A 26238-nucleotide genomic window follows, 5' to 3' on the forward strand; every position below is an offset into this window, starting at 1 on the left:
CCGGAACGAATTAAATCTTCGCGCTGTTCGGCTATGCGCATGTGCCGTGGATGGCGAAGAACCAGCGCATGATGAAAAACATCAGCAAGCTGTTGATAAAACAACGGCGCTGTTCGGAGAAATGGCGGGAGTGACGGGGCTCGAACCCGCGACCTCCGGCGTGACAGGCCGGCACTCTAACCGACTGAGCTACACCCCCGCATGGGACTGGCGAAGCGCTTCAGCGCGTCGCCGATGACCCCTACATAACAAGCGTTGCCGCGCATCTCAAGCGCTAGTTTTCGCTTTTTGCGATTTATGTGACAGGCTGGCGAGTGCTTCGCCGCGTCACCAACCGCTGGCTGAATGGCCTACTTCAGGAAGCCTTCGAACTTCTTCTTGAACTTCGACACGCGGCCGCCGCGATCCAGAAGCTGCTGGTTGCCGCCGGTCCATGCGGGGTGCGAATTCGGGTCGATGTCCAGGTTGAGCTTCCCGCCTTCCTGGCCGTAGGTGGAAAAAGTTTCGAACGTCTCGCCGTTCGTCATGACGACCGTTATCTTGTGGTAGTCAGGATGAATATCCTTTTTCATGGTCTTTCCTCTTGCGCTTCGATGTGCGCCTTGTATTTGTGCGGTTTGGGTTGCTATACAGGACGAAGTGAGATGGTGACAAGTTTAAGCGTCATCGTGCTGGTTTCATTGAGAAAAATCGGTGACACAGGCGCGCGCTACGCAGAAGAGTGTGCAAAGTGACCCTACATACCCTTGCCGACCGCCGCTCGAACCTACCCGCCCCAGCCGGCGAAAACCGCAAGCCGGGAGAAATTGCCGCACGTGAGGCCCGCTCCCGCGCGAACCTGAAGCCGCTTCAACTGCTGCGCCCTTACGTCCTGAAATATAAAGCCGTCGCGATTGCAGCGCTCATCGCGCTGATCGTCTCCTCCTCCGCAACGCTGATGCTGCCGTTTGCCGTGAGGGAGATGATCGACCGAGGTTTCTCACCAGAAAAGCAGAGCCTGATCAACATTTATTTCGCAGGGTTGTTCGCCGTGGGGGCGCTGCTCGGCATATCGAGCGCGATACGCTTCTATTGCGTGTCCTGGCTCGGCGAGCGCGTCATCGCGGACGTGCGCGCGGACGTGTTCCGCCACCTGTCGAGGCTGAGCGCCGCGTTCTACGAAAAGACGCACTCCGGCGAGATCATGTCTCGCCTCAACGCCGATACGACGCAGATCAAGGCCGCCGTTTCAACGTCGGTCAGCCAGGTGCTGCGCAACGCCGTCATGTTCATCGGCGCGCTCGTGCTGATGGTGTTCACCAGCCTCAAGCTGAGTCTTCTCGTGCTCGTGGTGATTCCCGTCATCATCGTGCCGCTGGTGCTTTATGGCCGCACGGTGCGCCGTTACAGCCGCATCGCGCAGGATGAAGTCGCCGCGTCGTCGTCGTTTGCGAGCGAGAACCTCTCCGCGATTCGCACGATGCAGGCGTTCACGTCCGAGACACTCGTCGCGAACCGATATGCTGCCGCAGTCAGCCGCTCATTCGATGCGGCGGTGTCGCGCACGAAGCGCCGCGCGATCATGACGGCGTCGGCGATCTTCCTCATCTTCGGCGCCATCGTCGGCGTGCTCTGGTATGGCGCGCACGACGTCATGGAAGGCGTCATCACGGGCGGCATTCTCGCTCAGTTCGTGCTTTATGCGGTCATTGCCGCAGCTTGCCTCAGCGAGTTTTCGGAAATCTTCGGCGAGATGCAGCAGGCGGCGGGTGCGGCCGAGCGGCTTTCCGAACTGATGGCGATTCCCGCCGAGATTCGCTCGCCCGCCGATCCGCGCCCCTTCCCCGACCACGCAAAGGGCGAGGTCACATTCGAGGCCGTATCCTTCACCTATCCGCTTCGGCCGGACCATCCCGCGCTTCATAATGTTTCCTTCATCGCGCGACCGGGCGAGCGTGTGGCTATCGTCGGGCCGTCGGGGTCTGGCAAGACCACGATCTTCAATCTCATTCTCCGCTTCTATGACGCGCATCAGGGCCGCATTCTTGTGGACCGCGTGCCGGTCGAGAAGGCGGATCTCACCGAGCTGCGAAAGCGGATTTCGCTCGTGTCGCAGGATACGATCATCTTCGCCGAGACGGTGATCGATAACATCCGCTACGGCTCGCCCGACGCGTCCGACGAGGATGTGCGCGCGGCGGCGAAAGCGGCGCTGGCGAACACCTTCATCGAGCAACTGCCCGAGGGTTACAACACGCTGCTCGGCGAGCGCGGCGTCGTGCTTTCCGGCGGCCAGCGCCAGCGTATCGCCATCGCGCGCGCCATCCTCAAGAATGCGCCGATCCTGCTTCTCGACGAGGCGACGAGCGCGCTCGATCAGGAAAGCGAGAAGCTGGTGCAAACCGCGCTCGAACGCGTGATGCGCGGACGCACGACGCTCGTCATCGCGCATCGGCTGGCGACCGTCATCAACGCCGACCGCATCCTCGTCATCGACGGCGGCGAACTCGTCGAGGAAGGCACGCACGCGCAGCTTCTCGGGGCGGGCGGCGTCTACGCACGGCTGGCCGGGCTTCAGCTTGAGGGCCATCAGGAGGGCGCGCTGGCGTCCTGAGTTGTGTTCGGCGAAAGTGGATGGCGGCCCGGCAAAAGAATCGCCATTGAAATGGCATGACCGAATGCCCGGCCGGTCCGCGTGGCAGCAAGCGGCGGCGTTTGCTTTCATCCTTCCGCGCAAATTTCCGCGAAGGCGTGATCTTGGCGCGTCTATTTAGCTTTTCCGCCTTCCCGGAACGCCATCCAGCACTTACTTGCCTTTAAAGCGAAATGGGGCAGCAACCCGCCTTCCCGGTGAGAATCCATTCACATCGGGGTGGTTTATTGCCGGATGCACAGGGCGACGTGTGAAGCCGCGCGAACCGGCATTTTGCGGCGTGGCGCAATTTTGGGACGGGACGATGGACAAGAAAAACAAACTCAATCTCACCTATATGGCCGTCGCGCTGGGGCTCCTGCTGCTGTTTCAGGTGTACTGGGCGAATTACAATGAAATCGAGCCGGTGCCTTACAGCCGCTACCAGCAGCTTCTGAGAGAGAATCAGCTGACGAACGTCGTCGTCGGGCCGTCTCAGATCCGCGGCGAGTTCAAGACGCCGCAGGACGGCAAGAAATACTTCGCGACCACGCGCGTCGACCCGGCGGTGGCGACCGAACTCGAAAAGCAGGGCATCGAATTTTCGGGCAGCTCGGGGCAGAACATCTTCCGGGACATCGCTTCGTGGGTTCTGCCTATCTTCATCTTCTTCGCGATCTGGGCCTTTTTCATTCGCCGGATGGGTGACAAACAGGGCATCGGCGGGCTGATGAGCGTCGGCAAGTCGCGCGCTAAAATCTACGTCGAGAAGGTGACCGGTGTCGGCTTCGAAGACGTGGCGGGCGCGGACGAGGCGAAGGGCGAGTTGATGGAAATCGTCAACTTCCTGAAGGATCCCGACCATTACGGCCGCCTTGGCGCACGCGTGCCAAAGGGCATCCTGCTCGTCGGCCCTCCCGGCATCGGCAAGACGCTGCTGGCGCGCGCGGTCGCGGGCGAGGCGGGCGTGCCGTTTTTCTCGATCTCCGGCTCCGAATTCGTGGAGATGTTCGTGGGCGTCGGCGCGGCGCGTGTCCGCGACCTGTTCGAGCAGGCGCGCAAGATGAAGCCGTGCATCATCTTCATCGACGAACTCGACAGCCTCGGCCGCAGCCGCGCGGCTGGCATGGCGGGCGGCGGCGGTAACGACGAAAAAGAGCAGACGCTGAACCAGCTTCTCGCCGAACTCGACGGCTTCGACCCGCGTGAGGGAATCGTGCTGCTCGCCGCCACGAACCGGCCGGAAATCCTCGATCCGGCGCTGACGCGCGCGGGCCGCTTCGACCGCCAGATCGCGCTCGACCGCCCGGACAAGAACGCGCGCATCGCGATCCTCGGCGTGCATATCAAGCGCATCAAGGCCGCGAAGGACGTCGACCTTGAACAGGTGGCGGGCATCACGCCGGGCTTTTCGGGCGCGGACCTCGCGAATCTCGTCAACGAGGCGGCGCTCGGTGCAACGCGTCGCGGCGCGGAGCACGTCACCATGGACGACTTCACACGCGCTGTGGAACGGCTGGTCGCGGGCATCGAAAAGCGCTCGCGCGTGCTGTCGAAGAAGGAGCGCGAGGTCGTCGCGCATCATGAGATGGGCCACGCGCTCGTTGCCTCGGCGCTGCCGGGCGTCGATCCGGTGCACAAGGTCTCGATCATCCCTCGCGGTATCGGCGCGCTCGGCTACACCATGCAGCGGCCGACGGAAGACCGCTTCGTGATCCAGCGCGGCGAACTCATAAACCGCATGACCGTGCTCATGGGCGGCCGCGCGGCGGAGGAAATCATCTTCGGTGAGATTTCGACCGGCGCCGCCGACGATATCGACCGCGCGACCGACATCGCCCGCCAGATGGTGACGCGCTTCGGCATGATCGAGGGGCTCGGCCAGCGGGTTTATGAGCCGCAGCGTCAGGCGTTTCTTGGCGAGGGCCTGATCGGCAAGCCGAAGGATTATTCGGACCAGACGAACCGCGAGATCGACCTCGCTGTGAAAAAGCTCGTGGACGATGCTTATGCGAATGCGAAAAAGACGCTCAACGGGCGCCGCAAGGATCTCGACGAGGGCACGGCGTTGCTTCTCGCAAAGGAGACGATCACGCCCGACGACTTTCCGCCGCTCGTGAACATCGCGCCCGGCCAAAAGCTCGACGGCTCGTCGCCCGACGAGGTGCTCGCACCGGAAGCGGAGCATGCGCCGACGCTGTCCTGATCAGCCGTCATATGCCCGGAATTAAAAGCCCGCTGCGAAGCGGGCTTTTTTCATGTCGCCTGAGGTTGTGCAGCGGCTTTTGCTTCCCGCGCCGCGCGCCGCTTCCGCCAACGCAACTTGTCGAGCCAGAGGTAGATCACGGGCGTTGTGTAGATCGTGAGGAGCTGCGAGACGGCGAGGCCGCCCACGATGGTCAGCCCCAGCGGCGTGCGAAGCTCCGAGCCCGGCCCCGAAGCGAAGACGAGCGGCAGCGCGCCGAACATCGCCGCGAGCGTCGTCATTAGGATGGGACGGAAGCGCTCGATGCAGGCGCGGCGGATCGCTTCCTCGCTCGACAGGCCCAGCCTGCGCTCCGCGTCGAGCGCAAAGTCCACCAGCATGATGCCGTTTTTCTTCACGAGGCCGATCAGCAGGATGATGCCGATCAGCGAGATGATCGACAACGTTTCGCCCGCCGCATGCATCACGAGCAGCGCGCCAAAGCCGGCAGACGGCAGCGTTGAAAGGATCGTGAGCGGATGCACGAGGTCTTCGTAGAGGACACCGAGCACGATGTAGACTGTGACGAGCGCCGCCACGATCAGAAGCAGCGTCGACGAACTCTGCTCCTGCTGGGCGAGCGTTTCGCCCGAAAGCTCGAAATGAAGCTGCTCCGGCAAGCCGAGATCGCGCCCTGCCTCAAGGATTTTCGGGATCACGGGACCGAGCGCCACGCCAGGCGAGAGATTGAAGCTGACGGTCGCCGAAGGAAACTGACCGGTGTGGCGCACCGAAAGCGGCGTCTGGGTCATGGCGATGGTTGCGACGGAGGAAAGCGGCACCTGCTGGCTCGCGCTCCCCTTGACATAGATGCTGTCGAGGCCCTGAAGGCTTCGCTGGATGGCGGGGTCCGCTTCGAGAATGACGTTATACTGGGTGCGCAGAGTGTAGACGGTGGAGACGGCGCGCTGCGAGAACGCGTTGTTCAGGGCCGAATTCACGTCCGCGACCGAGACGCCGAACTTCGCCGCCTTCACCCGGTCGATAGTCACCGTGGCCTGCGGGCCGCCCGCCTCCCGATCCGAATTGACGTCGATCACGCCGGGGATGCGTTTCATCGCGGCCTGCGCCTTCGGCAGCCATTCGGCGATTTCCTTGAGGTCGGGGCCCCAGAGCGTCACCTGATATTGCGAGCGCGATTGACGGCCGCCGAACATGATCTCCTGTCCGGGGAACATGAAGATATCGACGCCCTTGATGGCGGCGAATTTTTGCCGCAGGCGCGCGATGACGGCCGCCGCGGAGTCCTTGCGCTCGCCGATTGGTTTCAGCGACACGAAGAAACGCGCCTCGTTGCTCTGGCTCGACCCTGGGCCGCCGCCCGCCGCGATGGACGTCGCCACGCCTTCGACGGCGGGGTCCGCTGTAAGGATTTCGGTCACTCGATTCTGGGTTTCCAGGATCGCCTCGAACGACGTCTCGGCCGACGCCCGCGCGAAGCCCATGATGAGCCCTGTGTCGCCGCTTGGGATGAGGCCCTTCGGGATCACGATGAAAAGCTGGATCGTAAACGCGAGCGAGGCGAACGTCACCACGAGCATCAGCCAGCGATGGCGCAGCCCGTATGTCAGCGAACGGTCGTAACGCGCCAGCAGCCACTCGAAGAACGGCTCAACGCGGCGGTCGAGCCACGTCTCGCGCGGGCGCGGGAGGCGGCGGATGAAGCGCGCGCACACCATCGGCGTCAGCGTGAGCGAGACGATGGCGGATATGAGGATCGCGTAGGTGAGCGTCCAGGCGAATTCGCCGAACAGTCGCCCGATCATGCCGCCCATGAACAGGAGCGGAATGAAGGCCGCGATCAGCGACAGCGAGATCGACACGATGGTGAAGCCGATCTGCCGCGAGCCGACAAGAGCGGCCTGCATCGGCTTCATGCCCGCTTCCATGTTCCGGTAGCAGTTCTCGATCACGACGATGGCGTCGTCGACCACGAAGCCGACCGAGATCGTCAGCGCGAGAAGCGAGATGTTGTCGAGGCTGTAGCCCGAGGCCCACATGAGCGCGAGCGTGCCGGACAGCGAGAGCGGCACCGCCGCGCCAGCCGCGAGCGTCGGCACGATGCGGCGCAGGAACAGCAGCACCACCAGCATCACGAGCACCACGCACACGATCAGCGTATGCTGAATGTCGGCGATGCTCGCGCGGATGGTCTGGGTGCGGTCGTTAAGAACGGTCAGCTTCACGTCGGCGGGCAGCAGCCGCTGCAACTCCGGCAGGAGCGCATAGACGTTGTCGATGGTCTCGATGACATTCGCATCGGACGTCTTGAAGATGATGAGGATCACCGCGTTCTCGCGGTTGAAGAACCCGGCCGAGAGGCGATTGCTTGTGCTGTTCGAAACTTGCGCGACATCCGCGATGCGCACCACATCGCCGTTTCGCACCTTGACGACGAGGGTCTCGTAATCGGCGGCCTTGGTGATCTGCCCGTTCACCGTGACGATGGTGGATTTCTCCGCGCCGTCGAGCACGCCGATGGGCACGAGCGAGTTCGCCTGCGTGATGGCGGTGCGGACATCCTCGGCGGAAAGCCCTCGCGATTTCAGCGCGCCGGGATCGGTCACGACGCGCACGGCGGGCGTCTGCGCGCCGCCGATCATCACCTCAGCGATGCCGTTCACCTGACTGATGCGGGTGGACGCGATGAGGTCGCCGAGGTCGTAGAGGTCTGTCGGCCGCCGGATCGGCGAGGTCATCGCCAGGATCATGACGGGCGCGGCGGCGGCGTTGGCCTTGCGGATCGTCGGACGGCGAGTCAGCGTGGAGGGCAGGTCGGATTGCGCGGCGTTGATGGCGGCCTGCACGTCGCGCGCGGCGTCGTCGGCGTTGCGGGACAGGTCGAACTGGACCTGGATGCTGGTCGAGCCGAGCGAACTCGTCGAGGTGAGTTCCTTTACGCCGGCAATTTCGCCGATGCGGCGTTCCAGCGGCGCGGCGATGGTGGCGGCGACGGTTTCCGGGTCCGCGCCGGGCAGATTGGCACCGACGCGCACGGCGGGCATATCGACATTCGGCAGACTTGCCACCGGCAGCGCCGAATAGGACACGATGCCCGCAAGGAACAGCCCGATCGAAAGAAGGATCGTGCCGATGGGCCGCCGGATGAAAAGCGCGGAAATATTCATGACGCGGGCTTGTCCGGCGGCGGCAGAGCGAGCGGTTCGTTCGGCGACGGGAGGGCCGCGTTGCCTTCGGGCGAAGGCAGGAGAAGCCAATCCGCACGCGGCGGGAGCATCGGAAGCGACGGCGTGCCGAAGATGGGCAACAGGCCAGCCGCTCCGCCGCCGCCCGTTCCGCGCGGCGACCCGCCCCGTGGTCCGGGATCGGGCAAGCCCGGCTCCGGCCGAAGCGCTGGCGGCGGATAATTCGGCTCGTCGATGCCGAAGCGGCGTTCGATCCGACGCTTCAGCCCGTCCATGGCGAGGTAGATAACGGGCGTTGTGTAGAGCGTGAGAAGCTGCGACAGGAGCAGCCCGCCGATGATGGTGACGCCGAGCGGCATGCGAAGCTCCGAGCCGGGGCCGCTTCCGATCACGAGCGGCAACGCGCCGAGCAGCGCCGCGACCGTCGTCATCATGATCGGCCGGAAGCGGAGCAGGCACGCCTCGCGGATCGCGTCGAACGGCGCAAGCCCCCGCGTGCGCTCCGCATCGAGCGCGAAGTCGATCATGATGATCGCGTTCTTCTTCACGATGCCCATCAGCAGGATGATGCCGATGAGCGCGATGAACGAAAATTCCATGCCGAGGATTTCGAGAGCGAGCAGCGCGCCGATACCTGCGGAGGGAAGCGTCGTCAGGATCGTGAACGGGTGGATGAAGCTTTCATAGAGCACGCCGAGGATGATGTAGATCGTGACCACGGCGGCGAGGATGAGCAGCGGCTGGTTCGCGAGCGAGGCGTTGAACTCGGCCGCGGCGCCTGTATAGCTGCCGACGATGGAGGAGGGCAGCGCGATGCGACTCTGCGCGTCCGTAACGGCCTGCACGGCGGCGTCGAGCGAGAAGCCCGGTGCGACGTCGAAGCTGATGGTCGCCGCCGGATATTGCTGCACGTGGTTGACCGACAGCGGCGCCGTGGCGCGCTCGATCACGGAGAACGACGACAGCGGCACCTGCGAGCCGACGCCGGTACCGCTTGCGGAGGTGGCGGTGATGGAAGAGTTCGTCGCGCCGCTCGCGGTTGCGTTGCCGGTCGAGGCGTTGCCCGAGGTCGAGTTCGAAATCGCCGTGCCCGGCACATAGATCGAACCGAGTGCGGCGGTGTCGGTCTGGAACGCCGGGGCGACTTCGAGCACGACGCGATACTGGTTCGACTGCCCGTAGATCGTCGAAATCTGCCGCTGACCGAAGGCGTCGTAGAGCGTGTCGTTCAGCGCCTGCATGGTGACGCCGAGGCGGCCTGCGATGACGCGGTCGGTCTTGATGAGCACCGCGTTGCCGTCTTCCTGAAGGTCGGAGGCGACATGGATCAGGCGGCGGTCGCGGCTCAGCTCTGCTTCGAGCTTCTGCGCCCAACCGGAGAAGCCCTCGCGGTCGAGCCCCACGATCACATATTGATATTGCGTGCGGCTGCGCGCGGTGCCGATCTGGATGTCCTGCACGATCTGGAACGTGGTGCGAAGGCCGGGAAAATCGGCGGTCGCCTCCGTCAGTCGCTGGAGAATTTCCGTCGCGGTCGCCTTGCGCTCGGTCTTGGGCTTCAGCGTCAGCGCGAGATGTGCGGCGTTCGGCGTGGCGTTCGTGGTGCCGACGCCGATCACCGAAACCACGCCCAGCACGTCGGGATCGCGGCGGATGATCCGTTCCACCTCGGCCTGAAGCGCGTTGATGCGCTCGAACGAGACGCCCGGCGCGGCCTCCGTCTCGGCGGTGAGGAAGCCCGTGTCCTGATCCGGCAGGAAGCCTTTCGGGATCGCGATATAGAGAACGACGGTCAGCACGAAGGTTGCGGCCGCCACGAGCAGCATGAAGCGCCGCGCGTTCAACGCCCAGTCGAGCGTCACGCGGTAGACCGACAACAGCGCGTTGAACGGTGCCTCGAAAGCGCGGGAATACCACGGCGCGGTCTCGCCGTGGCGCGGCGCGCGCAGGAGCCGGGCCGCCATCATCGGCGTGAGCGTCAGCGCCACGATCATGGATGTGACGACAGCGGCGGTGAGCGTCAGCGCGAACTCGCGAAACAGGCGGCCGACGATGCCTTCCATGAACAGCAGCGGAATGAACACCGCGATGAGCGACAGCGTCAGCGAAACGATGGTGAAGCCGATCTCGCCAGCGCCCTTGTAGGCCGCCACGAGCGGTTTCTCGCCCTTCTCGATGTAGCGCATGACGTTCTCGATCATGACGATGGCGTCGTCCACCACGAAGCCGGTCGCGATGGTCAGCGCCATGAGCGAGAGGTTGTTCAGCGAGAAGCCCGCGTAATACATCACGCCGAACGCCGCCATCAGCGACAGCGGCAGCGTGATGCCTGCGACGATGGTGGCGGACAGGGTGCGCAGGAACAGCAGCACCACCATGATGACGAGCGCGACGGAGAGCACGAGCGTGAACTGCACTTCCTCGACGGACGCGCGGATCGTGCCCGTGCGGTCGGCGACGATGTCGAGTTTCACGCCCGCCGGGAGCGCATCGACGAGCTTCGGCAGGATCTTCTTCAACTCATCGACGGTGCCGACGATGTTGGCGCTCGGCTGGCGCTGCACGTCGATGACGACGGCCGGCGTGCCGTTGTAGCGCGCGGCGACGCGTTCGTTTTCGAGGCCGGCGACGACGGTCGCCACGTCGCGCAGCAGAACGGGAGCCTTGTTGCGATACGCAACGACTACGTCCTCATAGGCGCCCGCGGTCTCAAGCTGATCGTTCGCGCCGACGATGTAGGATTTTTCGGGGCCGCTGATGAGGCCCTTGGAGCCTGTCACGTTGGCGTTCGCGATGGCGGAGCGGACGGTTTCGAGCGCGATGCCGAGGGACGCGAGTTGCAGCGGGTTCGCCTGAATGCGGATCGCTGGCCGGATGTTGCCCTGCACCGTAACGCGGCCGACCCCCGCCACCTGCGACAGCCTTGGCGCGAGCAGTGTGTCGGCGAAGTCGGACAGGCGTTCGAGCGAGACGCTTTGCGAGGTGAGCGCGATCGTCACGATGGGCGGGTCGGACGGGTTCACCTTGGCGTAGACGGGTGGGTAGGGGAGGTTCTGTGGCAGCGATCCGCCCGCCGCGCTGATGGCGGACTGCACGTCCTGCCCGGCCGCGTTGATATCGCGGCTCAACATGAAGCGCAGCGTGATCTGCGACAGCCCCTCGGAACTCGTCGAACTCATGTTTTCGAGCGAGGGAATTTGTCCGAGCTGGCGTTCGAGCGGAGCGGTTACGAGCCGCGCCATGGTGTCGGCATTCGCGCCCGGAAGACGCGTCGTCACCTGGACGACGGGGAAATCCACCTGCGGTAGCGACGAGATCGGCAGCAGCGAATAGGCGAGAAGGCTCGCGAGCAGGATCGCAACCGCGAGCAGAGATGTCGCGATGGGCCGCGCGATAAACGGCGCGGAGATGCCGGAATACGTGTCCTCGCCCGCCGCGTCCGCGCCTTGCGCCCCGACCCCGCCAGGCTCTTCCGCCGTTGGCCCGCTCATGGCCGTGCGGCGCCTTCGGGCTTCGCGGCGTCGGCTCCCTTGCCGCGACGCTCGCCATTCTTCCGCTCGCCGCTATTCTGTGCAGGAGCCGTGCCTGACGCTTCGTTGCCTTCGAGCTTGAGCTTCGAGCCGTCCTGAAGGTTCGAGAAGCCGCTCGTCACCACGACGTCGCCCGCCGCGATGCCTTCGCCGATCACCGCATCCTTCTCGCCTTCCTGCACCACCTTCACAGAGACGATGCTCGCGGTTTTCTCTGGCGTGACGCGGTAGACGAAGGCTCCGTTCGCGCCCTGCTGGACGGCAGCAGAGGGAACGACCACGGCATTTTCGAGTGTCTTCAGCCGAAGCTTGACGTTCACGAACTGGCCCGGCCAAAGCCGGTTTTCGTCATTCGGGAAGGTGCCCTTGATTTTCACTGTGCCGGTCGTCTGATCGATCTGGTTATCGATCACGGCCACGCTGCCCTCGCCGAGCACGCGCCCGCCCGCCTGCGCCTGAAGCGGTAGGGCCGCTTTCGCCTGCGCGTCGAGAATGTCGGAGACGGCGCTTTCCGGCAGCGTGAACACAACCGAAATCGGCCGAAGCTGGGTGATGACGACGATGCCGGTGGAATCGCCCGACGTGACGAGGTTGCCCGTGTCGAGCTGGCGGATGCCGGTGCGGCCGTCGATGGGCGCGCGGATGGTGGCGTAATCGAGGTTCGCGCGCGCGGTATCGATGGCGGCCTGATCCTGCTTCACCTGCGCTTCGTATTGCTGAACCTTCGACTTCGCGGCGTCGGTCTCCAGCTGCGACGAGTAGTTCTGGCCGACGAGGCTCGAATAACGGGCCGCATCGCGCCTGGCGTTCGCGAGCAGCGCTTCATCCTGCGCCTTCTTCGCGACCGCCTCGTCATAGGCGGCCTGATAGAGAACGGGGTCGATACGGGCGAGCACGTCGCCTGCCTTCACGTCCTGCCCCTCGTGGTAATTCACCTCAATGAGACGCCCGGACACCTGCGCGCGAACCGTCGCCGTGTTGAAGGCCTGCACCGTGCCGACGCCGGAGAGCCACACGGGCACGTTTTCGAGGCGCGCGGGCTTTGTCTCCGCCGAGACGGCCTGATCGCCGCGACGGAAGCCGCCGGGAGGGCCGCCGCCCATGCCAGCCGCATCGCCGCCTCGCCCGGACGTGCCGAAGATGCGGTCGCTATAGACGAAGATCGCAAGAAACGCGGTGATCAAAATAAAGATCAACCAGGGCAGGAGCCTCTTCATGGCGTGGCCCTTTTTACATCGATGAGGGATGGAACTTCAGCAAGCGTGACGCCCTCGGGCTTGATCCAGCCGCCGCCGAGAGCGCGATAGAGGGAGACGGCGGCTTCGAGACGCGCCTGCCGCACGAGGGCGAGGCTGTTTTCCGCCGAGAACAGTGTCTGCTGAATGGAAAGCAGCGTCGTGATGTCGATGATGCCGCCCTGAAGCTGCGCCTGCGAAATCTCGTAGGCGCGGCGCGCGGCCTGCAACGCTTCGCGCTGGAGACGCTCCTGTTCGGCGGTCTTGCGATAGGCGACGAGCGCGTCTTCCACATCCTGGAATGCGGCGATGATGGTCTTCTTGTACGTCGCGAGCAGTTCGGTATAGACGGCGCGGTTCTGATCGAGCGTCGCCTGCAACTCGACCAGGTTCGTGATCGGCTGGGTCAGGCCCGCCGCCGCATTGTAGAAGGTGCTTTGCGGCTGAAACAGCGAGGCCAGCGCCACGCTCTGGAAGCCGCCCGCGCCGGTAAGCTGGATCGACGGGAACATCGCCGCCCGCGCCTTCGACACGAGGAAGCGCTGCGAGGCAAGCTGCGCCTCGGCGTCGGCGATATCGGGACGGCGGCACAGAAGCTCGGACGGAAGCCCCGCCGGGATCTGCGGCACCGCGATGGCATAGAGGTCGTCGGCGCGCCACGAGAAGAACTCCGGCGCGCGACCTACCAGCACGGCAAGTGCGTGCTTGTATTGCTCAAGCTGGCGCTGAAGCGGCGGGATCGTCACCTTGACATTGGCGACGAGCGTTTCCTGCTGTGCCACGTCGAGGCCGGATGTGGTGCCCGCCTTGTTGCGCGCGACGATGGCGTCGAGCGTCTTTTGCGCGATGGCAAGGTTCGCCTTCGCGATGTCGATCTGCTTCTGCGTCGCGACCGCGTCGAAATAGGTTGTGGCGATGGTCGCGTCGGTCGTGATGGCGACGGTTGCGGCGGCGTAATCGGCGGCCGCTTGCGAGGCCATGGCCGAAGCGACGCCGGAACGGTTCTTGCCCCAGAAGTCGAGTTCGTAGCTCGCGCCGAGTTGACCGACGACCGTGTCGCCGCGCACCGCGCGTCCTGTCGCGTGGCTGAAGGAGCGCGTGCCGCTGCCATCGGCCTGAATGGTCGGGATGAGCGCCTGACTTGCGACGCGAACCTGCGCCTCGGCCTGTTCGACGCGGGCGATGGCGGCGGCGATGTCGAGGTTGAAGCCGCGCCCGGCCACGATCAGATCGGTGAGCTTTTTCGAGCGGAACGCCGCGAAATCGTAGGGGCTGCCCGCAGGGTGCTGCGAAGGCCGCGCGCTCTTTCCCTTGTAGGCGTCCGGTACGGCAATTTGCGGCGACGCCACGTTAGGATCAAGGCCGGCGCAGCCTGCCGCCGATAGCGCAGCGACAAGCACGGCTGCCGCCCCGCCTCGCAGTAAGCGTGTTTTTCCGCCTGTCGGCGCGTGGTCGCGTCGCATGGTGCCCAACAAGTTGCCCGGTTCCAGACTTTCTCTGCCCCCAGAGATTCGCCAGCCTGGAACAATTTCAATTTTGACTGTTACGAGGTCACGCGAGAAAGGCTACATTAATTATGTATCGAAACGCTTCATATGCAACTTACTGAAATACCGTGACTTTTTCGCATCTCACGCCGTGGTCGGAGAAAAAGGCACGAACGCAACCGTAAGGCGAACGGATGATGTCAGCCCGCTGCCGGAAGCATCGGCTGGCCCGAAAATGCGATAAGTTCGAGAAGCGTCTGGTCGGTCAGGCGCCCCGTAACCGGGAGGCCGCGATGACGCTCGAAATCCTTGATGGCGTTCGACGTCCAGACATCGAGGCGGCCCGAGAACGTACCCCTGAAGAAGCCGAGGCCGAGCAGCGCCTTCTGCGTCTCGATGACGAGCTTGGCGTTCAACTCGGCGCGGTCGGCGAACGCACCGTGCGGCCCCTGATTCGGGTCGAACAGCACGCGCTTCAAAAGCTCATTGGTCGGTTCGCCGGTCAGTGGCATGGCGTTGTCGAACTGGTAAGCCAGCACCGCGAGCCGAAGCCCGTTATCGCCCTGCCGCAACTGCTCTGAATACCCCCGTTGCCCAAGCTCGCGATAAAGAGCGACGTGCATGCGCGGCCCCTTCGCGGCGGGGAGCGAAACCTGCTGGATGCCTCCGCCGGAGACGGCTGGAGCGATCGGCGACGTCTTGTCATGCGGGAATTGCGTCACCGAAACGGACGTGCTGGGCAACCCGTTCGGATCGAACAGGCGCGCGCGTTCCTGCATGAACAGCGCGTTGCTCGCTGTCGCAAGGAAGATCGCCATCATGGCGAAAAGGGCCAGACGTGCTCGAAACCTGATCATGGCCGTGATAATTGCACAAAACCCAATTTGAAGAAAGATTGTTTGTGAGCGGAAGGCCATCCGAAACTAAGAAGTGACCGTCACCGAGACGTTAACGCCGCGTCCGCAATTGCAGTTGAATATATCTTCGCTAAAAATTTATTAAATTACAGGATCGGCGCTTTCGCGTTCTTTCGCTGGAGAGACTTACGATGGGTCTCACCTGGAAGAGCGATGCGGGTGGCGGGTCATGTTTTTTATGTTGCGTCTCGTTTTCTGGCTGGCGCTTGTTTGCCTGCTGCTGCCCGGCGTCGGAGGCGATGCCGGACGGCATATTTCTTCGGTCGAGCAGACGGCGACCGACGTCAAGGGCTTCTGCCAGCGGAACGCGGCCGTGTGCGAGGACGCGCGCGCGACGATGACGCTGGTTCTCGCCAAGCTCAAGAGCGGCGCGCAGGCGGCGCAAGCCTGGCTTGACGAGCAGAAGCGGCAGAACCCCGGGCTTCAGGGGCCGGTGCGCGAGGCGAAGATCCCGTCGATGGACCAGTCTCTCCCGGCGGATGCTCCGAGACCCGTCGTGAAATGGCATGACAATCTTCGCGCGGCGGACCGGGACATTCCCTGGCAGGAGCCGCAAAGCGCCTCGCCCGGCCCGCGCAGGCTTTGAGACACAACACCTGTTGGAAGTGCGACAATCTGGCGGAAAGCCTTCCACTCATGTCTGGCGAAAGGCGCGCAAAGCCGGGTGTTTCGCTCATGGCACGCGCCTTGCTCAACCGGAAGGACAAGCCGGAGCGAGTAGCATGTCCGACGCCAAGATAATATCCATTGCGCGCGAAGACCTTATAAGCTTCGGCGATGTCCCCGACGCAACAAACGCATTATTGCAGCGCGGAGTGCTCGCTTACCGGAAAGACCCGGAGGCGGCCGAAGTGCTTTTTCAGGAAGCGCTGGCGCTCGATCCCGCGCAGTTGCCGGTCTACTACTGCCTTTACAAGATTTACGCCTATCGGGGCCTTCTCGACAACGCGCTGGCGGTCGCAACGGTTGGCCTGAACGAAGCCGCGCGGCAGGCAGGCTGGAGCGACGACTTCCGCGCGTGGGAGCGAGCGGCCGTTTCATCCGGCGGGCCGGATCACTTCGCGCTTTATACGCTGAAGGCGCTGGCGTTTATTCACCTACGGCGCGGCGAAACATCCGCCGCGCAAGCCTGCCTCGACAAGCTCGCTGAACTTGCGCCGAATCGCGAGGTTGATTTCACGGTCGTTGCGGCGCTTGCCGAGAAGGTGGCCGGGGGCGCGTGAACCCTCCGCCCGGTATTCGTCATGGTGTGCAGCGGAACGTGACGCGCTCCGCGAACTGCGAGCCGAGGTTGCTCGCCGGATCGATGTTTTCGCCAAGCTGCGAGAGCTTCTTCTCCTGTCCCACGGCGCGGTCGCCAACATGCGGCGTGCAGGGCGACGGTGTGGCACCGGCGGGGGCGGCAAGCTTCACCGGATCGTCCTTCGAGAAGGTAAGCGAGACATACATGCCCGGATCGTAGATCGAGAAATTGAAGTCTTTCAGCTCATCGCGCGGCACAGGCTTTTCCAGCGGCAGCGTAAAATAAAGCGTCAGCAGGTCGTCCTTGTATTCGAGCCGGTAATCGGTCGTCGGCTCCTTCAGCGCGGCCTTTGTCTTGCCGACAAACGCGTAAGTGAAATATTCGAACTCCTTCAACGCCTCGACATTCGTCTGCGCGAGCGGCTTCAACTCCTCCTCGCTGTAGACGCCGTCGCCGTTCGTATCCATGCCCTCGACCGCGAAGGACGTGTAGAACTGGTCGAACGTCCATTTGTGCCGCAAGGCGACGACCTCGCCGTTCTGGCCGAGCTGAACTTCCGTGTGCATCGTGACCCACACATGCGGATGCGCGCGGCCAAGCGCTGTCTGGGCGGCAAGTGCGCACAGGATGAGGCCGAGGCAGGAAAACCAGCGCTGTATCATGGTCTTGCTTTCAAATGCGAGTGCCTGTGGAACAGCACGGAATTCCGGCTTTTTGAGGTATTCCAACTCCCGATATGCGTCGTCGATCCACAATGGCGTCACAAATGTAATACTATAACGTTACGTCAAAGGTCGGCCGCGCGGCTTCACCCGCGCGTCGGCATGCTATCCGGCAAAACTCTCGCGAGACCTTCCCATGAAAATTCTGACAACGATCCCTCTGGCCGCGCTCATCTCGGCCTGCGCCCTCACGGCATCCCAGGCCGAAGAGCACCGCCAGCTCGGCGCGCATGTGCACGGGCACGGCAAGCTCAACATCGCACTCGAAAAGAATATCCTTTCGATCGAACTCGAAGCGCCCGGCGCGGATATTGCGGGCTTCGAGCATGAAGCCGCGACGAAGGAAGACAAGGCAAAGCTCGAAAAGGCGAAGGCAACGCTCGCAAAAGGGCTTGAGCTGTTCACGCCCGCTTCGGCGGCCGGGTGCAAGCAGACGAGCGCGAAGGTTGCCCTCGAAGCCGAGCATGAGCATGAAGGCGAAGGCAAGGAAGAGCATGAGCACGCCGCCGAGGCGAAAGATCACGACCACGAGAAGGGCGAGCATCATCACTCGGAATTCCATGTCGAGTATGCGTTCGAGTGCGCTGCGCCGGAAAAGATCGCGAGCCTGAGCTTCGGCTACTTCAAGGCGTTCCCGAATGCGCAGGAGCTTGACGTGACTGTCATCACGCCGAAGGGTCAATCGAGCTATGAGGTGACGAAGGACAAGCCGAAGCTCGAACTCAAGGGCGTGATGTGATCGCTTCACCGTTACCTTCCACCGAGGACAAGCCGCGCCGCCACGAAGGTGGCGCGGACATCGTTCGCATCGGTGGCGTGCAGTTCACATGGCCCGGCCGCAATCCTTTCACGCTCGCCATCGACGGCTTTTCGCTGGCGAAAGGTGAGCGGCTGTTGCTGATCGGCCCGTCCGGCAGCGGCAAGTCGACGTTCCTGAGCCTGCTCGCCGGGATCGCGAAGCCCGACGCGGGCAAGATCGACGTGCTGGGTTGCGATATCGCGCGGCTCGACGGCGCGGCCCGCGACCGCTTCCGCGCCGAGCATTACGGGATCATCTTCCAGATGTTCAACCTCCTGCCTTACGCTTCGGTGATCGACAATGTGTTGCTGCCGTTGAGCTTCTCGCCGTCGCGGAAAAAGCGGGCCGAGGCGCGCGGGGGAGGGCGCACCGAAGCCGCGCGGCTCCTCGGCAACCTCGGCATCGAGCCGTCGCTGATCGAAAGCGGTAGCGCGGCGAGCCTCAGCGTCGGCCAGCAGCAGCGCGTAGCGGCGGCCCGCGCGCTGATCGGCTCGCCCGAAATCGTCATCGCCGACGAGCCGACATCGTCGCTCGACCGCAACCGACAGCAGGCTTTTCTCGATCTCCTGTTCGCTGAGGTTGAAGCGGCGGGCGCGACGCTCATCATGGTGAGCCACGACGAAAGCCTGGCCGGGCGCTTCTCCCGCGTCGCCGACCTCGCCGAAATCGCGCAAGCCTCGCGCGGAGGCCGCTGATGATTATCGTCCGCCTCGCGCTGCAATCGCTTGCCAACCGATGGCTGACCGCGTGCCTCACGATCCTGTCCATCGCGCTCAGCGTGATGCTTCTGCTCGGCGTCGAGAAGGTGCGTACCGGCGCGCGCCAGAGCTTCGCCGACACCATTTCCGGCACGGATCTCATCGTCGGCGCGCGCTCAGGCAATTTGAACCTGCTGCTCTATTCCGTCTTCCGCATCGGCAACGCGACCAACAACATCACCTGGAAAACCTATCAGGACATCCGGCAAAGCCCGGACATCGCGTGGATCGTGCCGATCTCGCTCGGCGACAGCCATCGCGGCTTCCGCGTCATGGGCACGGTGCCGGAGTATTTCACGCATTATCATTATCGGCGCGGGCAGCCGCTCACCTTCGCAGCGGGTGCGCCCTTCAGCGACCTGTTCGACGCGGTGATCGGTGCCGACGTCGCCGCGCAACTCGGCTACAGGGTGGGCGACAAGATCGTCGTCGCGCATGGCGCGGGCGCGGTTTCGTTCCTTGAGCACGACGACAAGCCGTTCCGCGTGTCGGGCATCCTCGCGAAGACCGGCACGCCCGTCGACCGCACAGTGCATGTGAGCCTCGGGGCAATCGAGGCGATCCATGTCGACTGGCAGAGCGGCGCGCGCGATCCGACAAAGGCCGTCTCTGCCGACGACGTGCGCCAGATGGACCTGACGCCCAAGGCGATCACGGCGGCCTTCGTGGGGCTGAAGTCGCGGCTCGCCGCCTTCCGCGTCCAGCGCGAGATCAACAATTACCGGCAGGAGCCGTTGTCCGCGATCCTGCCCGGCGCGACGCTGCAAGAGCTTTGGGGCCTCGTCGGCACGGCGGAAACCGCGCTTTCGGCCGTCTCGGGGATGGTGGTCATCACGGCGCTGCTCGGCATGGTGACGATGATCCTCACGACACTCAATGAGCGTCGCCGCGAAATGGCGATCCTGCGTTCGGTCGGCGCGCGGCCGTCCACGATCCTCTCGCTGCTCGTCGTCGAAGCGGGCGTGCTGACTTTTCTGGGGGTTCTCGCCGGAACGCTGTTGCTCTATGGCGCATTGATGGGGCTTCAGCCCTATATTGACCGCACTTACGGGCTTCATGTCGCGGTCGATCCACCAAGCGCGGATCAATTGAAGATCCTCGGCGGCATCGTGGCGGCGGGCTTTCTTGCGGGTTTGTTGCCGGCGCTTCGCGCCTATCGCCTCTCGCTCGCCGACGGCATGACGGTCCGCACCTGACGGAGACGGAGAAGGACAGATGAAGAGACTGGCGGCGGCGTGCGTGGCCCTTCTGTTGACGACCGGTTTCGCGCCGATCGAGAACGAGCCGCCGATGGAAATCGGGTGGGGCAGGCTGGTCCCGCCCGCGCCGGTCACTCCGCCGAACGTGAAGTCGAAAAGCTTCCTGTCGGGCGCGACGCCGTCGCCAGCGCTCGGCGGTAGCGAGCCGCCACCGCCGCTGCTACCGCCGGGCGAAGACCGTCCGTGGCTTTCCGAGCGGCGCAATCAGCCGGGCGCAGGCGCGCCGGTCCCGGTGGTGCAGGAGTTGGACGGCAAGCGCGTGAAGATCGGCGGCTATGTCGTGCCGCTCGATTTCGACGCGACGAATGTGAAGGAATTCCTGCTGGTGCCGTTCATCGGCGCGTGCATCCACGTGCCGCCGCCGCCGCCGAACCAGATCATCTATGTGAAGGTTGAGAACGGGTTCGACGTGGCGGGCTCGTTCGATCCGGTGTGGGTGACGGGGCGGATTGCGGTCGCCTCGCAATTCACGGGGCTTGCCGAGACGGGCTACACCATCGACGCGGATACGGTCGATACGCGGAAGGAGTAGCGCGCCTCGACCTTTCGGCGTTAACGGCGTGCCCCGACGAGGATCGGCGCATATTGGATCAGGAACAGGCCGAACGCCGCGAGCCACAGCACGCCCGACGCCGAATAGAAAAACATCGCATGTTCGGGGAAGAACCCGGCGAGCGGACGCGACAACGCGGCCAGCAGAAGCGCGGCATAGCTCGCCTGCGTGATGCGCGACGCCGACAGCGCTCGGCCCGTATGCGCGAGGCTCGCCCGCGTCATCACGGCGACGATCATGGTTGAGATGACGCCGACCGTCAGGATGTGCAGCACCGACCACGTCGGGACGAGGTCGAGGGCTGCGGCGGCGATGGCGGCGAACGCCAGCGGCACGAACGCGTAGGCCAGATGCAAGATGAGGAGTAGCGGATCGCTCGCCGTTTTCCAGCCGCGCCAGCGATAGAGGCGATAGCTCTGCATCGCGAAGGCGAGCGTCGCCGGGATCGCGGTCAACGGGTTCGATGGCGCGGCGGTGTAGAAGCCGAGCGCGACCGCGCCAACCACGATAGCGGCGATGTCGTAGCGGCCGAAAGGCATCGGCAACGGCTTTTTTCCAAAGCGGTTGAGCCAATTATGCGTGAAGCTCGGAATGATCCGCCCGCCGACGAGCATAACCATCACGGTGAAAGCCGAGACGCCAAGCCGCGCCGGGATGGTCTCGTCGCCGCCGGTCAGCACCGCCGCATGGAACCAGACATTCGCACCCGTGAGGAACAGCACGGCGGCGAGGATTTTCATATCGCCCCATTTCTTCCCCGCGATGAGTTCGCGCGCCACGATGAACGCGAGCGCGGGCAGGAACAGTGCGTCGATGGCGGCGGATGCGGTAAGGCCGAGCACGTCCGGCGCGAGCATGGCGGCGCGCCCCGCGCACCAGATCGCGAAAAGCCCAGCGAGCGGCCAGCCGGAGACGGGTAGCCGCCCGGTCCAGTTGGGCACGGCCGTGAGCAGGAAGCCCGCGAGCGCGGCGGTGGAGAAGCCGAACAGCAATTCATGCGCATGCCAGTAGGTTGCGCCGTAGCTGCCGCCGATGGGCAGGTGTCCGGCGAGCGCGGCGATCCAGAGCGCCATCGAGGCGAAGGCCCATAGCCCTGCGCCGAGGAAAAACGGCCGGAAGCCGTAGGAGAAGAGGATGGGGCCGGTGCGCGCGAGGCCGCGCGGTATGCCGCCGCGCGGGGAGGCGGTTTCCGGCTGGCGGGGGGAGGTCGCGGTGTTGGGGTCGGTTCCGGTCATTGCGGCTGTCATGGGCGAAATCCTTTGTTCGCCACATCTTAGCGAACGGCGACGCGCGCCTGTTTGTTGCGGCGCAACTTCAAACGCGGTTCGCGCGGGCCGGTGCGTGCTGTCAGTCGGCAAATGCATTGCGTTTATAGTCAGAGGCTGCGCGCTCAGTCGCGCGGCGCTTCGGCCAGTTTCGCGAGCTTCGCGGCGTCGCGCACGACGAGCTTCCGGCGGCCGCCTTCGACAAGGCCCTGCGCCTCCCACGCGCTCAGGATGCGCGACACGGTGTGAAGCGTCGTGCCGGTCATCTCGGCGATGTCGCGCCGACTGATCGGGAAGTCCACACGCGTGCCGCCAGCGTCCGCCTTGCCCGCCTGATCGACGAGCCGCAGCACGGTATGCGCCACGCGCCGCTCGACCTCCTGCGTCGACATTTCACGAATGCGCGTGTGAGCCTCGTCGAGCCGCTGCCCGATGGTGCGGATCGCGTTCATTGCGAGATGTGGGTTGGCCTCGACGAAAGCATTCCAGTTGGTGGAGGGCCATGCCGCGACGACGCTGTCGACGGCGGCCGTCGCGGTGCCGGGATAGTCCGGGCGGGAGAGCGCGCAGGCGAAGCCCAGAAGGTCGCCCGGATTGACGATGCGGACGATGATCTGCTGGCCGTCAGCCGTGATCTGGCGAACCTTGAGGCGACCGTCGAGCAGCAGATAAAACGATGTGGCTGGCTCACCCTGTTCGAAGACCGCCGAGCCCTCGGCGACGCGTCTTGCCGTGGCGCGCGACGCGAGCAAATCGACTTGCGCATCCGTCATCGACGCGAACAGCGCAAATCCCTTCAACACGCCCTTGTCCAACGCCACGATGTCAGCCTTTCTCTTCCGCTACGATATGCGTCTCGTCGCGGAAAAGGCAACGGCAGCGATCGACTTGGTTCGCCCCCTATTCGCGCCAGTCTCGCGGGCTTTTGCGCTCCTGTCCGGGGCCTTTGCAAAAGATCTCATAAAGAAGGGCGATCACGCGTTTTATGTCCTCGTCCGCGATGCGGTAATAAACGGTCTTGCCGTCCCGCCTCGTACTCACCAGACCGTCCAGCCTGAGACGCGCAAGCTGCTGCGAGATGGTGGGTTGTCGGAGCGAGAGCGTATTCTCGAGGTCTGTCACCGAGCGCTCCCCTTCCGAGAGGAGGCAAAGAAGAAGCAGCCTCGTTTCGTGGGAGAGAGCCTTCAGAAAATCGGTCGCGAGACGCGCGTTTCGCATCATGTCGTCGAGCTTCGGCGGACAGTCGGCGGCCTCCTGCAATGTGTCCCCCACATCGACCGGGAGTGTAGCATCTTCGCTTGTCATGGAATGTCGTCCGCGCTCAATTTCATCTGTCATATCTAGCCTGACATAGTTATATATGAATATGATGTGCGGGTAAGCAAGGCTGCCGTCCTTTTTTGGACGCGACCTGTGACCGAAAAAGCAAAGGCGCCATCCAATGGAGCGATTTCAGGGTCCGCGCCGCCCATGGGCTTGCGCTTCACGCACCTGCTTTTCTTGAGAGCATACAGCAAGGTGGATCAAACCTATGCGCGAGGCAGGTATAGGCCCGACCCGAAGGCAGATGGCAAGAGCTTCCTGAAAATACCAGAGAAATTTGAATAAGGCGGCGGCGCAAAAGGCGACAAGAACAAGTTCAGGGATGAGACAGCCATGAAGACGCAAATGCCCGAGGCCGGGAGATCTCCGCCGGTGACGATGCTCGCAGCCAGCTGTCCGCCGAAGTCTGCATCATGATTTCTGACATTCTGGCCTTCGGGTCGGGCGCGCTGGTCGGCTTCGTCCTCGGGCTGATCGGCGGCGGCGGCTCCGTGCTGGCTGTGCCGCTGCTCGTCTATGTCGTCGGCGTGAAATCGCCCCATATCGCCATCGGAACGAGTGCAATTGCGGTTGCGTTAAGCGCCCTCTTCAACCTCGTCCAGCATGCCCGCGCGCGGAACGTGAAATGGCAATGCGCGAGCGTTTTCGCCATCGCCGGGGTCGCCGGTGCATTTCTCGGCTCAAGCATCGGCAAAGCCTTCGACGGTCAGAAGCTGCTTCTGCTTTTCGGCATCGTGATGATTGTGATCGCCGTTTTCATGGCCACCAAGAAAGGGACCATGGGAAGCCCCAACGTGAAACTCACGAGCGCTTCGGCACAAAGACTGCTCCCCCGGCTCTCATCTTATGGTTTCGGCGTTGGAACTCTCTCTGGCTTTTTCGGCATAGGCGGCGGCTTTCTGGTTGTGCCGGGCATCATGGCGGCCACCGATATGCCGATGCTGGCGGCCGTTGGCTCTTCGCTCGTGTCGGTGACGGCATTCGGCCTCACGACGGCGGCCAACTACGCGGTCTCGGGCCTGATCGATTGGGCGCTCGCAGCGGTGTTCATCGGCGGCGGGGTTGCCGGGGGCTTCTTCGGACGTCGTGCGGCCGAACGCCTTTCGGGGGAAAAGCAAAAATTGAGGCTCGTCTTCGCGGCCATCGTTGCCAGCGTCGGCGTTTACGTCGCCGTGCGTGGAGCCATGACCATCGCCGGGACATGAGGCCATCGGCGGGCGACCCGATTAGTACGTCGGCCGCATCGATCCGATAATTCGCATCGCGAAGCCGGGCAAAAGGAAGGCGAGCCCCACCATCCAGAACGGCCTGCTTTTGAATTCGAGCAGCGAGGCCTCCTCGGTAATGCGGGGCTCCAGACCTACAACCATCCACAGCACCTGACAAATGAGGAAAAACGCGCCGAGGACGAGAAGAAGGCGGCCGGAAAAGCGCAACAGGCGCGTCCCCCAGCCTTTGAAAATCCAGATTACCAGACCCAGACCGCCAATGAGAAGCAAAACGCCTCCCACATAGCCGAGCGGCAACAGGAATGGCGTCACATATGACACCGCATCAAGCATGGCTTGCTTCAAAGGCGTTTCCTCCGCATTTTTTTGCTATGGTGCCCAGTGTAATTGCGGGGTGGCAACTCTTCTTTCGTTCCACGCGGTGTCGGTGGCGAAGGCTTCGGCAGACGCGTTGAGCTGGTGCGCCGATCTTTCGGATCGCCACCGCGCGGGCCAACCGAGGCTTGAGCGCGCATGCGGGCCCATATACGCCTCACAGCCACGCCCAACGGCGCTCAAACCGCGCGTGGGGCGTGGGGGCAGGTCACTGGAAATTCCGATTTTGCGCGCCGGGAAGACTTAACCCGCTGCCGGGTTCGTGCCCGAACAATGACATCCGCAAGCTTCGTGATCGTTATCGTGATCGTGGTCATCGGCGGCGGGAGCCGGAAGGGCCGCACCCGACAGCAGAGCTGTGACGGCGGTCATCGGATCTGTTTCGCTGGTCAAAATAACCCTGACGCCGCGCTCGGCGAGTCTCTTGGCGAAGCCGCCGCCACAACTGGCGGTTATCAGAGCGTCGATGCCGTCCAGGGGGTGCGCGGCCTCAGCGGGATGCTCGTGAATGCTCATTTCCATCGGCAGATCGAGTGTTCCCGTCAGCACGATCCAGTTGTCCGAGGCAGCCTCGAAGACCATGAAGCGCCGCGCTTTTCCAGCATGTCCTGTGATGGTTCGGAAATTCTGGCTCGTGACGCCAATCTTCATGTCGATCTCCTGGCGCAGGCCGTTTCAGCCCTGGCGCGCGTTTCGTTTGTTGACTGCAAAACCGGTAGTGCGATTATCGTCCGCCAGCATTGCGAATGCGCAATCCGGCGGCGGCAAGCGGCATCGGAGCCGCTGCAAAGGATCGACTTGTGACGCTCGTGGGTTTGACTTGAACCGAATTACATCCGCGGAGGCGTGGACAGGCGTTGCCGATTGCCTGAACTGCAACATCCGGCAGTCCGTGCTCTTTGCGGGCCTTGAGGAAGCCGATTTCCGCGACCTTCACCGACCAATCGACCAACTCCAATTTGCGGCAGGAGAAACCGTCTACCGCGCAGGCGATGATGGTGTGTCGCTTTTTACCATCCGAACGGGGCTTGTTAAGCTGACGCACTACCTGCCGGACGGCAGCCAGCGCATCGTTCGCCTCCTGAGCAAAACCGATGTCATCGGGTTGGAATGCATGCTCGGCAATGTCTACCAGCATTCCGCCATCGCCTTGCAGGCCACCGAAGTTTGCAGGTTGCCGGTCAGTAGCGTGAAACGGCTTTCGCTCGGCAACTCACGGCTTTTTCATACCGTCATGGCGCAGTGGTATCGCGCCCTCAGCGACGCCGACCGCTGGATTACAGAGCTTTCAACCGGAACGGCGCGCGACCGCGTGATACGGCTTCTGCTTTGGCTGTCGGAACGTGAAACCGGCAATTCGTGCAGTTTGTTCAGCAGGGAAGACCTCGGCGCAGTGCTGGGGCTTACCACCGAAACGGCGAGCCGATCGATGGCGGAACTGAAGCGCCAGGGTCTGATCCGCGAACATAGCCTCAACCAGTTTTCATTCGATATCGTCGCGCTGCGCCGTATCGTTGAAACGCGAGTGGGGTAGCTCTATC

General features: G+C 63.6%; 22 protein-coding genes and 1 tRNA gene. 10 read left to right on the top strand and 13 right to left on the bottom strand.

What is annotated here, in order from left to right:
- Positions 1-122 precede the first annotated feature (122 nt).
- A tRNA-Asp gene (locus tag RVAN_RS02795) sits at positions 123-199 on the bottom strand.
- A gap of 151 nt (positions 200-350) precedes the next feature.
- Complete coding sequence (gene rpmE, locus RVAN_RS02800) at positions 351-572, bottom strand: 50S ribosomal protein L31 (protein ID WP_013418249.1); 222 nt, start codon at positions 570-572, stop codon at positions 351-353.
- A gap of 158 nt (positions 573-730) precedes the next feature.
- On the opposite strand from rpmE, the gene RVAN_RS02805 reads away from it, so the two are divergent.
- Together RVAN_RS02805 and ftsH are read left to right on the top strand one after the other, a co-directional pair.
- Positions 731-2593 carry an ABC transporter transmembrane domain-containing protein gene (locus RVAN_RS02805; RefSeq protein ID WP_013418250.1) on the top strand — a complete coding sequence of 621 codons (1863 nt, stop codon included), beginning with the start codon at positions 731-733 and terminating at the stop codon, positions 2591-2593.
- 343 nt (positions 2594-2936) lie between these two features.
- A complete protein-coding gene (gene ftsH, locus RVAN_RS02810) occupies positions 2937-4817 on the top strand; it encodes an ATP-dependent zinc metalloprotease FtsH (protein ID WP_013418251.1) in 1881 nt (626 codons plus the stop codon).
- A gap of 50 nt (positions 4818-4867) precedes the next feature.
- Here the strand turns inward: ftsH and RVAN_RS02815 are convergent, their stop codons facing one another.
- From RVAN_RS02815 to RVAN_RS02835, 5 genes are all read right to left on the bottom strand, one after another.
- Positions 4868-7984 carry an efflux RND transporter permease subunit gene (locus RVAN_RS02815; protein WP_013418252.1) on the bottom strand — a complete coding sequence of 1039 codons (3117 nt, stop codon included), beginning with the start codon at positions 7982-7984 and terminating at the stop codon, positions 4868-4870.
- Positions 7981-11493 (bottom strand): efflux RND transporter permease subunit, encoded by a 3513-nt coding sequence (locus tag RVAN_RS02820; protein ID WP_013418253.1) that lies wholly within the window; start codon positions 11491-11493, stop codon positions 7981-7983. The genes RVAN_RS02815 and RVAN_RS02820 overlap by 4 nt, the downstream gene beginning before the upstream one ends.
- Positions 11490-12749: an efflux RND transporter periplasmic adaptor subunit gene (locus RVAN_RS02825; protein ID WP_013418254.1), complete on the bottom strand. Its 1260-nt coding sequence runs from the start codon at positions 12747-12749 to the stop codon at positions 11490-11492. Before RVAN_RS02825 ends, RVAN_RS02820 begins: the two co-directional genes overlap by 4 nt.
- Entirely contained in the window at positions 12746-14230 is a 1485-nt protein-coding gene (locus RVAN_RS02830; protein WP_155942332.1) for an efflux transporter outer membrane subunit, read from the bottom strand. The genes RVAN_RS02825 and RVAN_RS02830 overlap by 4 nt, the downstream gene beginning before the upstream one ends.
- Before the next feature lie 224 nt (positions 14231-14454).
- Complete coding sequence (locus tag RVAN_RS02835; protein ID WP_169309507.1) at positions 14455-15111, bottom strand: peptidoglycan-binding domain-containing protein; 657 nt, start codon at positions 15109-15111, stop codon at positions 14455-14457.
- A gap of 229 nt (positions 15112-15340) precedes the next feature.
- Here RVAN_RS02835 and RVAN_RS02840 point away from each other — a divergent pair, with 229 nt between their 5' ends.
- Positions 15341-15757, top strand: coding sequence for a DUF5330 domain-containing protein (locus tag RVAN_RS02840; protein WP_013418256.1), 417 nt, complete (start codon positions 15341-15343; stop codon positions 15755-15757).
- A 136-nt stretch (positions 15758-15893) separates the two neighbouring features.
- Positions 15894-16394, top strand: a complete 501-nt coding sequence (locus RVAN_RS02845) for a hypothetical protein (RefSeq protein ID WP_013418257.1) — start codon at positions 15894-15896, stop codon at positions 16392-16394.
- 19 nt (positions 16395-16413) lie between these two features.
- Here RVAN_RS02845 and RVAN_RS02850 read toward each other — a convergent pair whose 3' ends face one another.
- Positions 16414-17076 carry a DUF1007 family protein gene (locus tag RVAN_RS02850; RefSeq protein WP_041788119.1) on the bottom strand — a complete coding sequence of 221 codons (663 nt, stop codon included), beginning with the start codon at positions 17074-17076 and terminating at the stop codon, positions 16414-16416.
- Positions 17077-17272: 196 nt separating this feature from the next.
- On the opposite strand from RVAN_RS02850, the gene RVAN_RS02855 reads away from it, so the two are divergent.
- The 4 genes from RVAN_RS02855 to RVAN_RS02870 are packed head-to-tail and all read left to right on the top strand — an operon-like array spanning position 17273 to position 20484.
- A complete protein-coding gene (locus RVAN_RS02855) occupies positions 17273-17875 on the top strand; it encodes a DUF2796 domain-containing protein (protein ID WP_013418259.1) in 603 nt (200 codons plus the stop codon).
- Complete coding sequence (locus RVAN_RS02860) at positions 17872-18630, top strand: ABC transporter ATP-binding protein (protein ID WP_013418260.1); 759 nt, start codon at positions 17872-17874, stop codon at positions 18628-18630. The genes RVAN_RS02855 and RVAN_RS02860 overlap by 4 nt, the downstream gene beginning before the upstream one ends.
- Positions 18630-19889, top strand: a complete 1260-nt coding sequence (locus tag RVAN_RS02865; protein ID WP_013418261.1) for an ABC transporter permease — start codon at positions 18630-18632, stop codon at positions 19887-19889. Before RVAN_RS02860 ends, RVAN_RS02865 begins: the two co-directional genes overlap by 1 nt.
- Before the next feature lie 19 nt (positions 19890-19908).
- Positions 19909-20484: a DUF3299 domain-containing protein gene (locus tag RVAN_RS02870; RefSeq protein WP_013418262.1), complete on the top strand. Its 576-nt coding sequence runs from the start codon at positions 19909-19911 to the stop codon at positions 20482-20484.
- A gap of 20 nt (positions 20485-20504) precedes the next feature.
- On the opposite strand, the gene RVAN_RS02875 is transcribed toward RVAN_RS02870, so the two are convergent.
- The 3 genes from RVAN_RS02875 to RVAN_RS02885 all read right to left on the bottom strand — a co-directional run bounded on the left by RVAN_RS02875 (position 20505) and on the right by RVAN_RS02885 (position 23075).
- Positions 20505-21752, bottom strand: a complete 1248-nt coding sequence (locus tag RVAN_RS02875) for an NnrS family protein (protein WP_013418263.1) — start codon at positions 21750-21752, stop codon at positions 20505-20507.
- A 143-nt stretch (positions 21753-21895) separates the two neighbouring features.
- Positions 21896-22543, bottom strand: coding sequence for a Crp/Fnr family transcriptional regulator (locus RVAN_RS02880; RefSeq protein ID WP_155942535.1), 648 nt, complete (start codon positions 22541-22543; stop codon positions 21896-21898).
- 127 nt (positions 22544-22670) lie between these two features.
- Positions 22671-23075 carry an ArsR/SmtB family transcription factor gene (locus tag RVAN_RS02885; RefSeq protein WP_013418265.1) on the bottom strand — a complete coding sequence of 135 codons (405 nt, stop codon included), beginning with the start codon at positions 23073-23075 and terminating at the stop codon, positions 22671-22673.
- A 431-nt stretch (positions 23076-23506) separates the two neighbouring features.
- Between RVAN_RS02885 and RVAN_RS02890 the strand changes: the two genes are divergently transcribed.
- Positions 23507-24298: a sulfite exporter TauE/SafE family protein gene (locus RVAN_RS02890; RefSeq protein ID WP_013418266.1), complete on the top strand. Its 792-nt coding sequence runs from the start codon at positions 23507-23509 to the stop codon at positions 24296-24298.
- A gap of 21 nt (positions 24299-24319) precedes the next feature.
- On the opposite strand, the gene RVAN_RS02895 is transcribed toward RVAN_RS02890, so the two are convergent.
- Together RVAN_RS02895 and RVAN_RS19465 are read right to left on the bottom strand one after the other, a co-directional pair.
- Complete coding sequence (locus RVAN_RS02895; RefSeq protein WP_013418267.1) at positions 24320-24667, bottom strand: hypothetical protein; 348 nt, start codon at positions 24665-24667, stop codon at positions 24320-24322.
- A gap of 273 nt (positions 24668-24940) precedes the next feature.
- Complete coding sequence (locus RVAN_RS19465) at positions 24941-25348, bottom strand: NifB/NifX family molybdenum-iron cluster-binding protein (protein ID WP_013418268.1); 408 nt, start codon at positions 25346-25348, stop codon at positions 24941-24943.
- Between RVAN_RS19465 and RVAN_RS02905 the strand changes: the two genes are divergently transcribed.
- Complete coding sequence (locus RVAN_RS02905) at positions 25332-26231, top strand: Crp/Fnr family transcriptional regulator (RefSeq protein WP_210160451.1); 900 nt, start codon at positions 25332-25334, stop codon at positions 26229-26231. The two genes, RVAN_RS19465 and RVAN_RS02905, sit on opposite strands and share 17 nt — an antisense overlap.
- The last annotated feature ends 7 nt before the right edge of the window (positions 26232-26238 follow it).

Source organism: Rhodomicrobium vannielii ATCC 17100 (assembly GCF_000166055.1).
Lineage (GTDB): Bacteria > Pseudomonadota > Alphaproteobacteria > Rhizobiales > Rhodomicrobiaceae > Rhodomicrobium > Rhodomicrobium vannielii.

Excerpts from the sequence above, each read along its gene's own strand:
- rpmE (WP_013418249.1), bottom strand. The coding sequence starts at position 572 with ATGAAAAAGGATATTCATCCTGACTACCACAAGATAACGGTCGTCATG.
- RVAN_RS02825 (WP_013418254.1), bottom strand. The coding sequence starts at position 12,749 with ATGAAGAGGCTCCTGCCCTGGTTGATCTTTATTTTGATCACCGCGTTT.
- RVAN_RS02820 (WP_013418253.1), bottom strand. The coding sequence starts at position 11,493 with ATGAGCGGGCCAACGGCGGAAGAGCCTGGCGGGGTCGGGGCGCAAGGC.
- RVAN_RS02830 (WP_155942332.1), bottom strand. The coding sequence starts at position 14,230 with ATGCGACGCGACCACGCGCCGACAGGCGGAAAAACACGCTTACTGCGA.
- RVAN_RS02890 (WP_013418266.1), top strand. The coding sequence starts at position 23,507 with ATGATTTCTGACATTCTGGCCTTCGGGTCGGGCGCGCTGGTCGGCTTC.
- RVAN_RS02865 (WP_013418261.1), top strand. The coding sequence starts at position 18,630 with ATGATTATCGTCCGCCTCGCGCTGCAATCGCTTGCCAACCGATGGCTG.
- ftsH (WP_013418251.1), top strand. The coding sequence starts at position 2,937 with ATGGACAAGAAAAACAAACTCAATCTCACCTATATGGCCGTCGCGCTG.
- RVAN_RS02885 (WP_013418265.1), bottom strand. The coding sequence starts at position 23,075 with ATGACAAGCGAAGATGCTACACTCCCGGTCGATGTGGGGGACACATTG.
- RVAN_RS02850 (WP_041788119.1), bottom strand. The coding sequence starts at position 17,076 with ATGATACAGCGCTGGTTTTCCTGCCTCGGCCTCATCCTGTGCGCACTT.
- RVAN_RS02870 (WP_013418262.1), top strand. The coding sequence starts at position 19,909 with ATGAAGAGACTGGCGGCGGCGTGCGTGGCCCTTCTGTTGACGACCGGT.
- RVAN_RS02880 (WP_155942535.1), bottom strand. The coding sequence starts at position 22,543 with ATGACGGATGCGCAAGTCGATTTGCTCGCGTCGCGCGCCACGGCAAGA.
- RVAN_RS02840 (WP_013418256.1), top strand. The coding sequence starts at position 15,341 with ATGTTTTTTATGTTGCGTCTCGTTTTCTGGCTGGCGCTTGTTTGCCTG.
- RVAN_RS02875 (WP_013418263.1), bottom strand. The coding sequence starts at position 21,752 with ATGACAGCCGCAATGACCGGAACCGACCCCAACACCGCGACCTCCCCC.
- RVAN_RS02855 (WP_013418259.1), top strand. The coding sequence starts at position 17,273 with ATGAAAATTCTGACAACGATCCCTCTGGCCGCGCTCATCTCGGCCTGC.
- RVAN_RS19465 (WP_013418268.1), bottom strand. The coding sequence starts at position 25,348 with ATGAAGATTGGCGTCACGAGCCAGAATTTCCGAACCATCACAGGACAT.
- RVAN_RS02845 (WP_013418257.1), top strand. The coding sequence starts at position 15,894 with ATGTCCGACGCCAAGATAATATCCATTGCGCGCGAAGACCTTATAAGC.
- RVAN_RS02835 (WP_169309507.1), bottom strand. The coding sequence starts at position 15,111 with ATGATCAGGTTTCGAGCACGTCTGGCCCTTTTCGCCATGATGGCGATC.
- RVAN_RS02815 (WP_013418252.1), bottom strand. The coding sequence starts at position 7,984 with ATGAATATTTCCGCGCTTTTCATCCGGCGGCCCATCGGCACGATCCTT.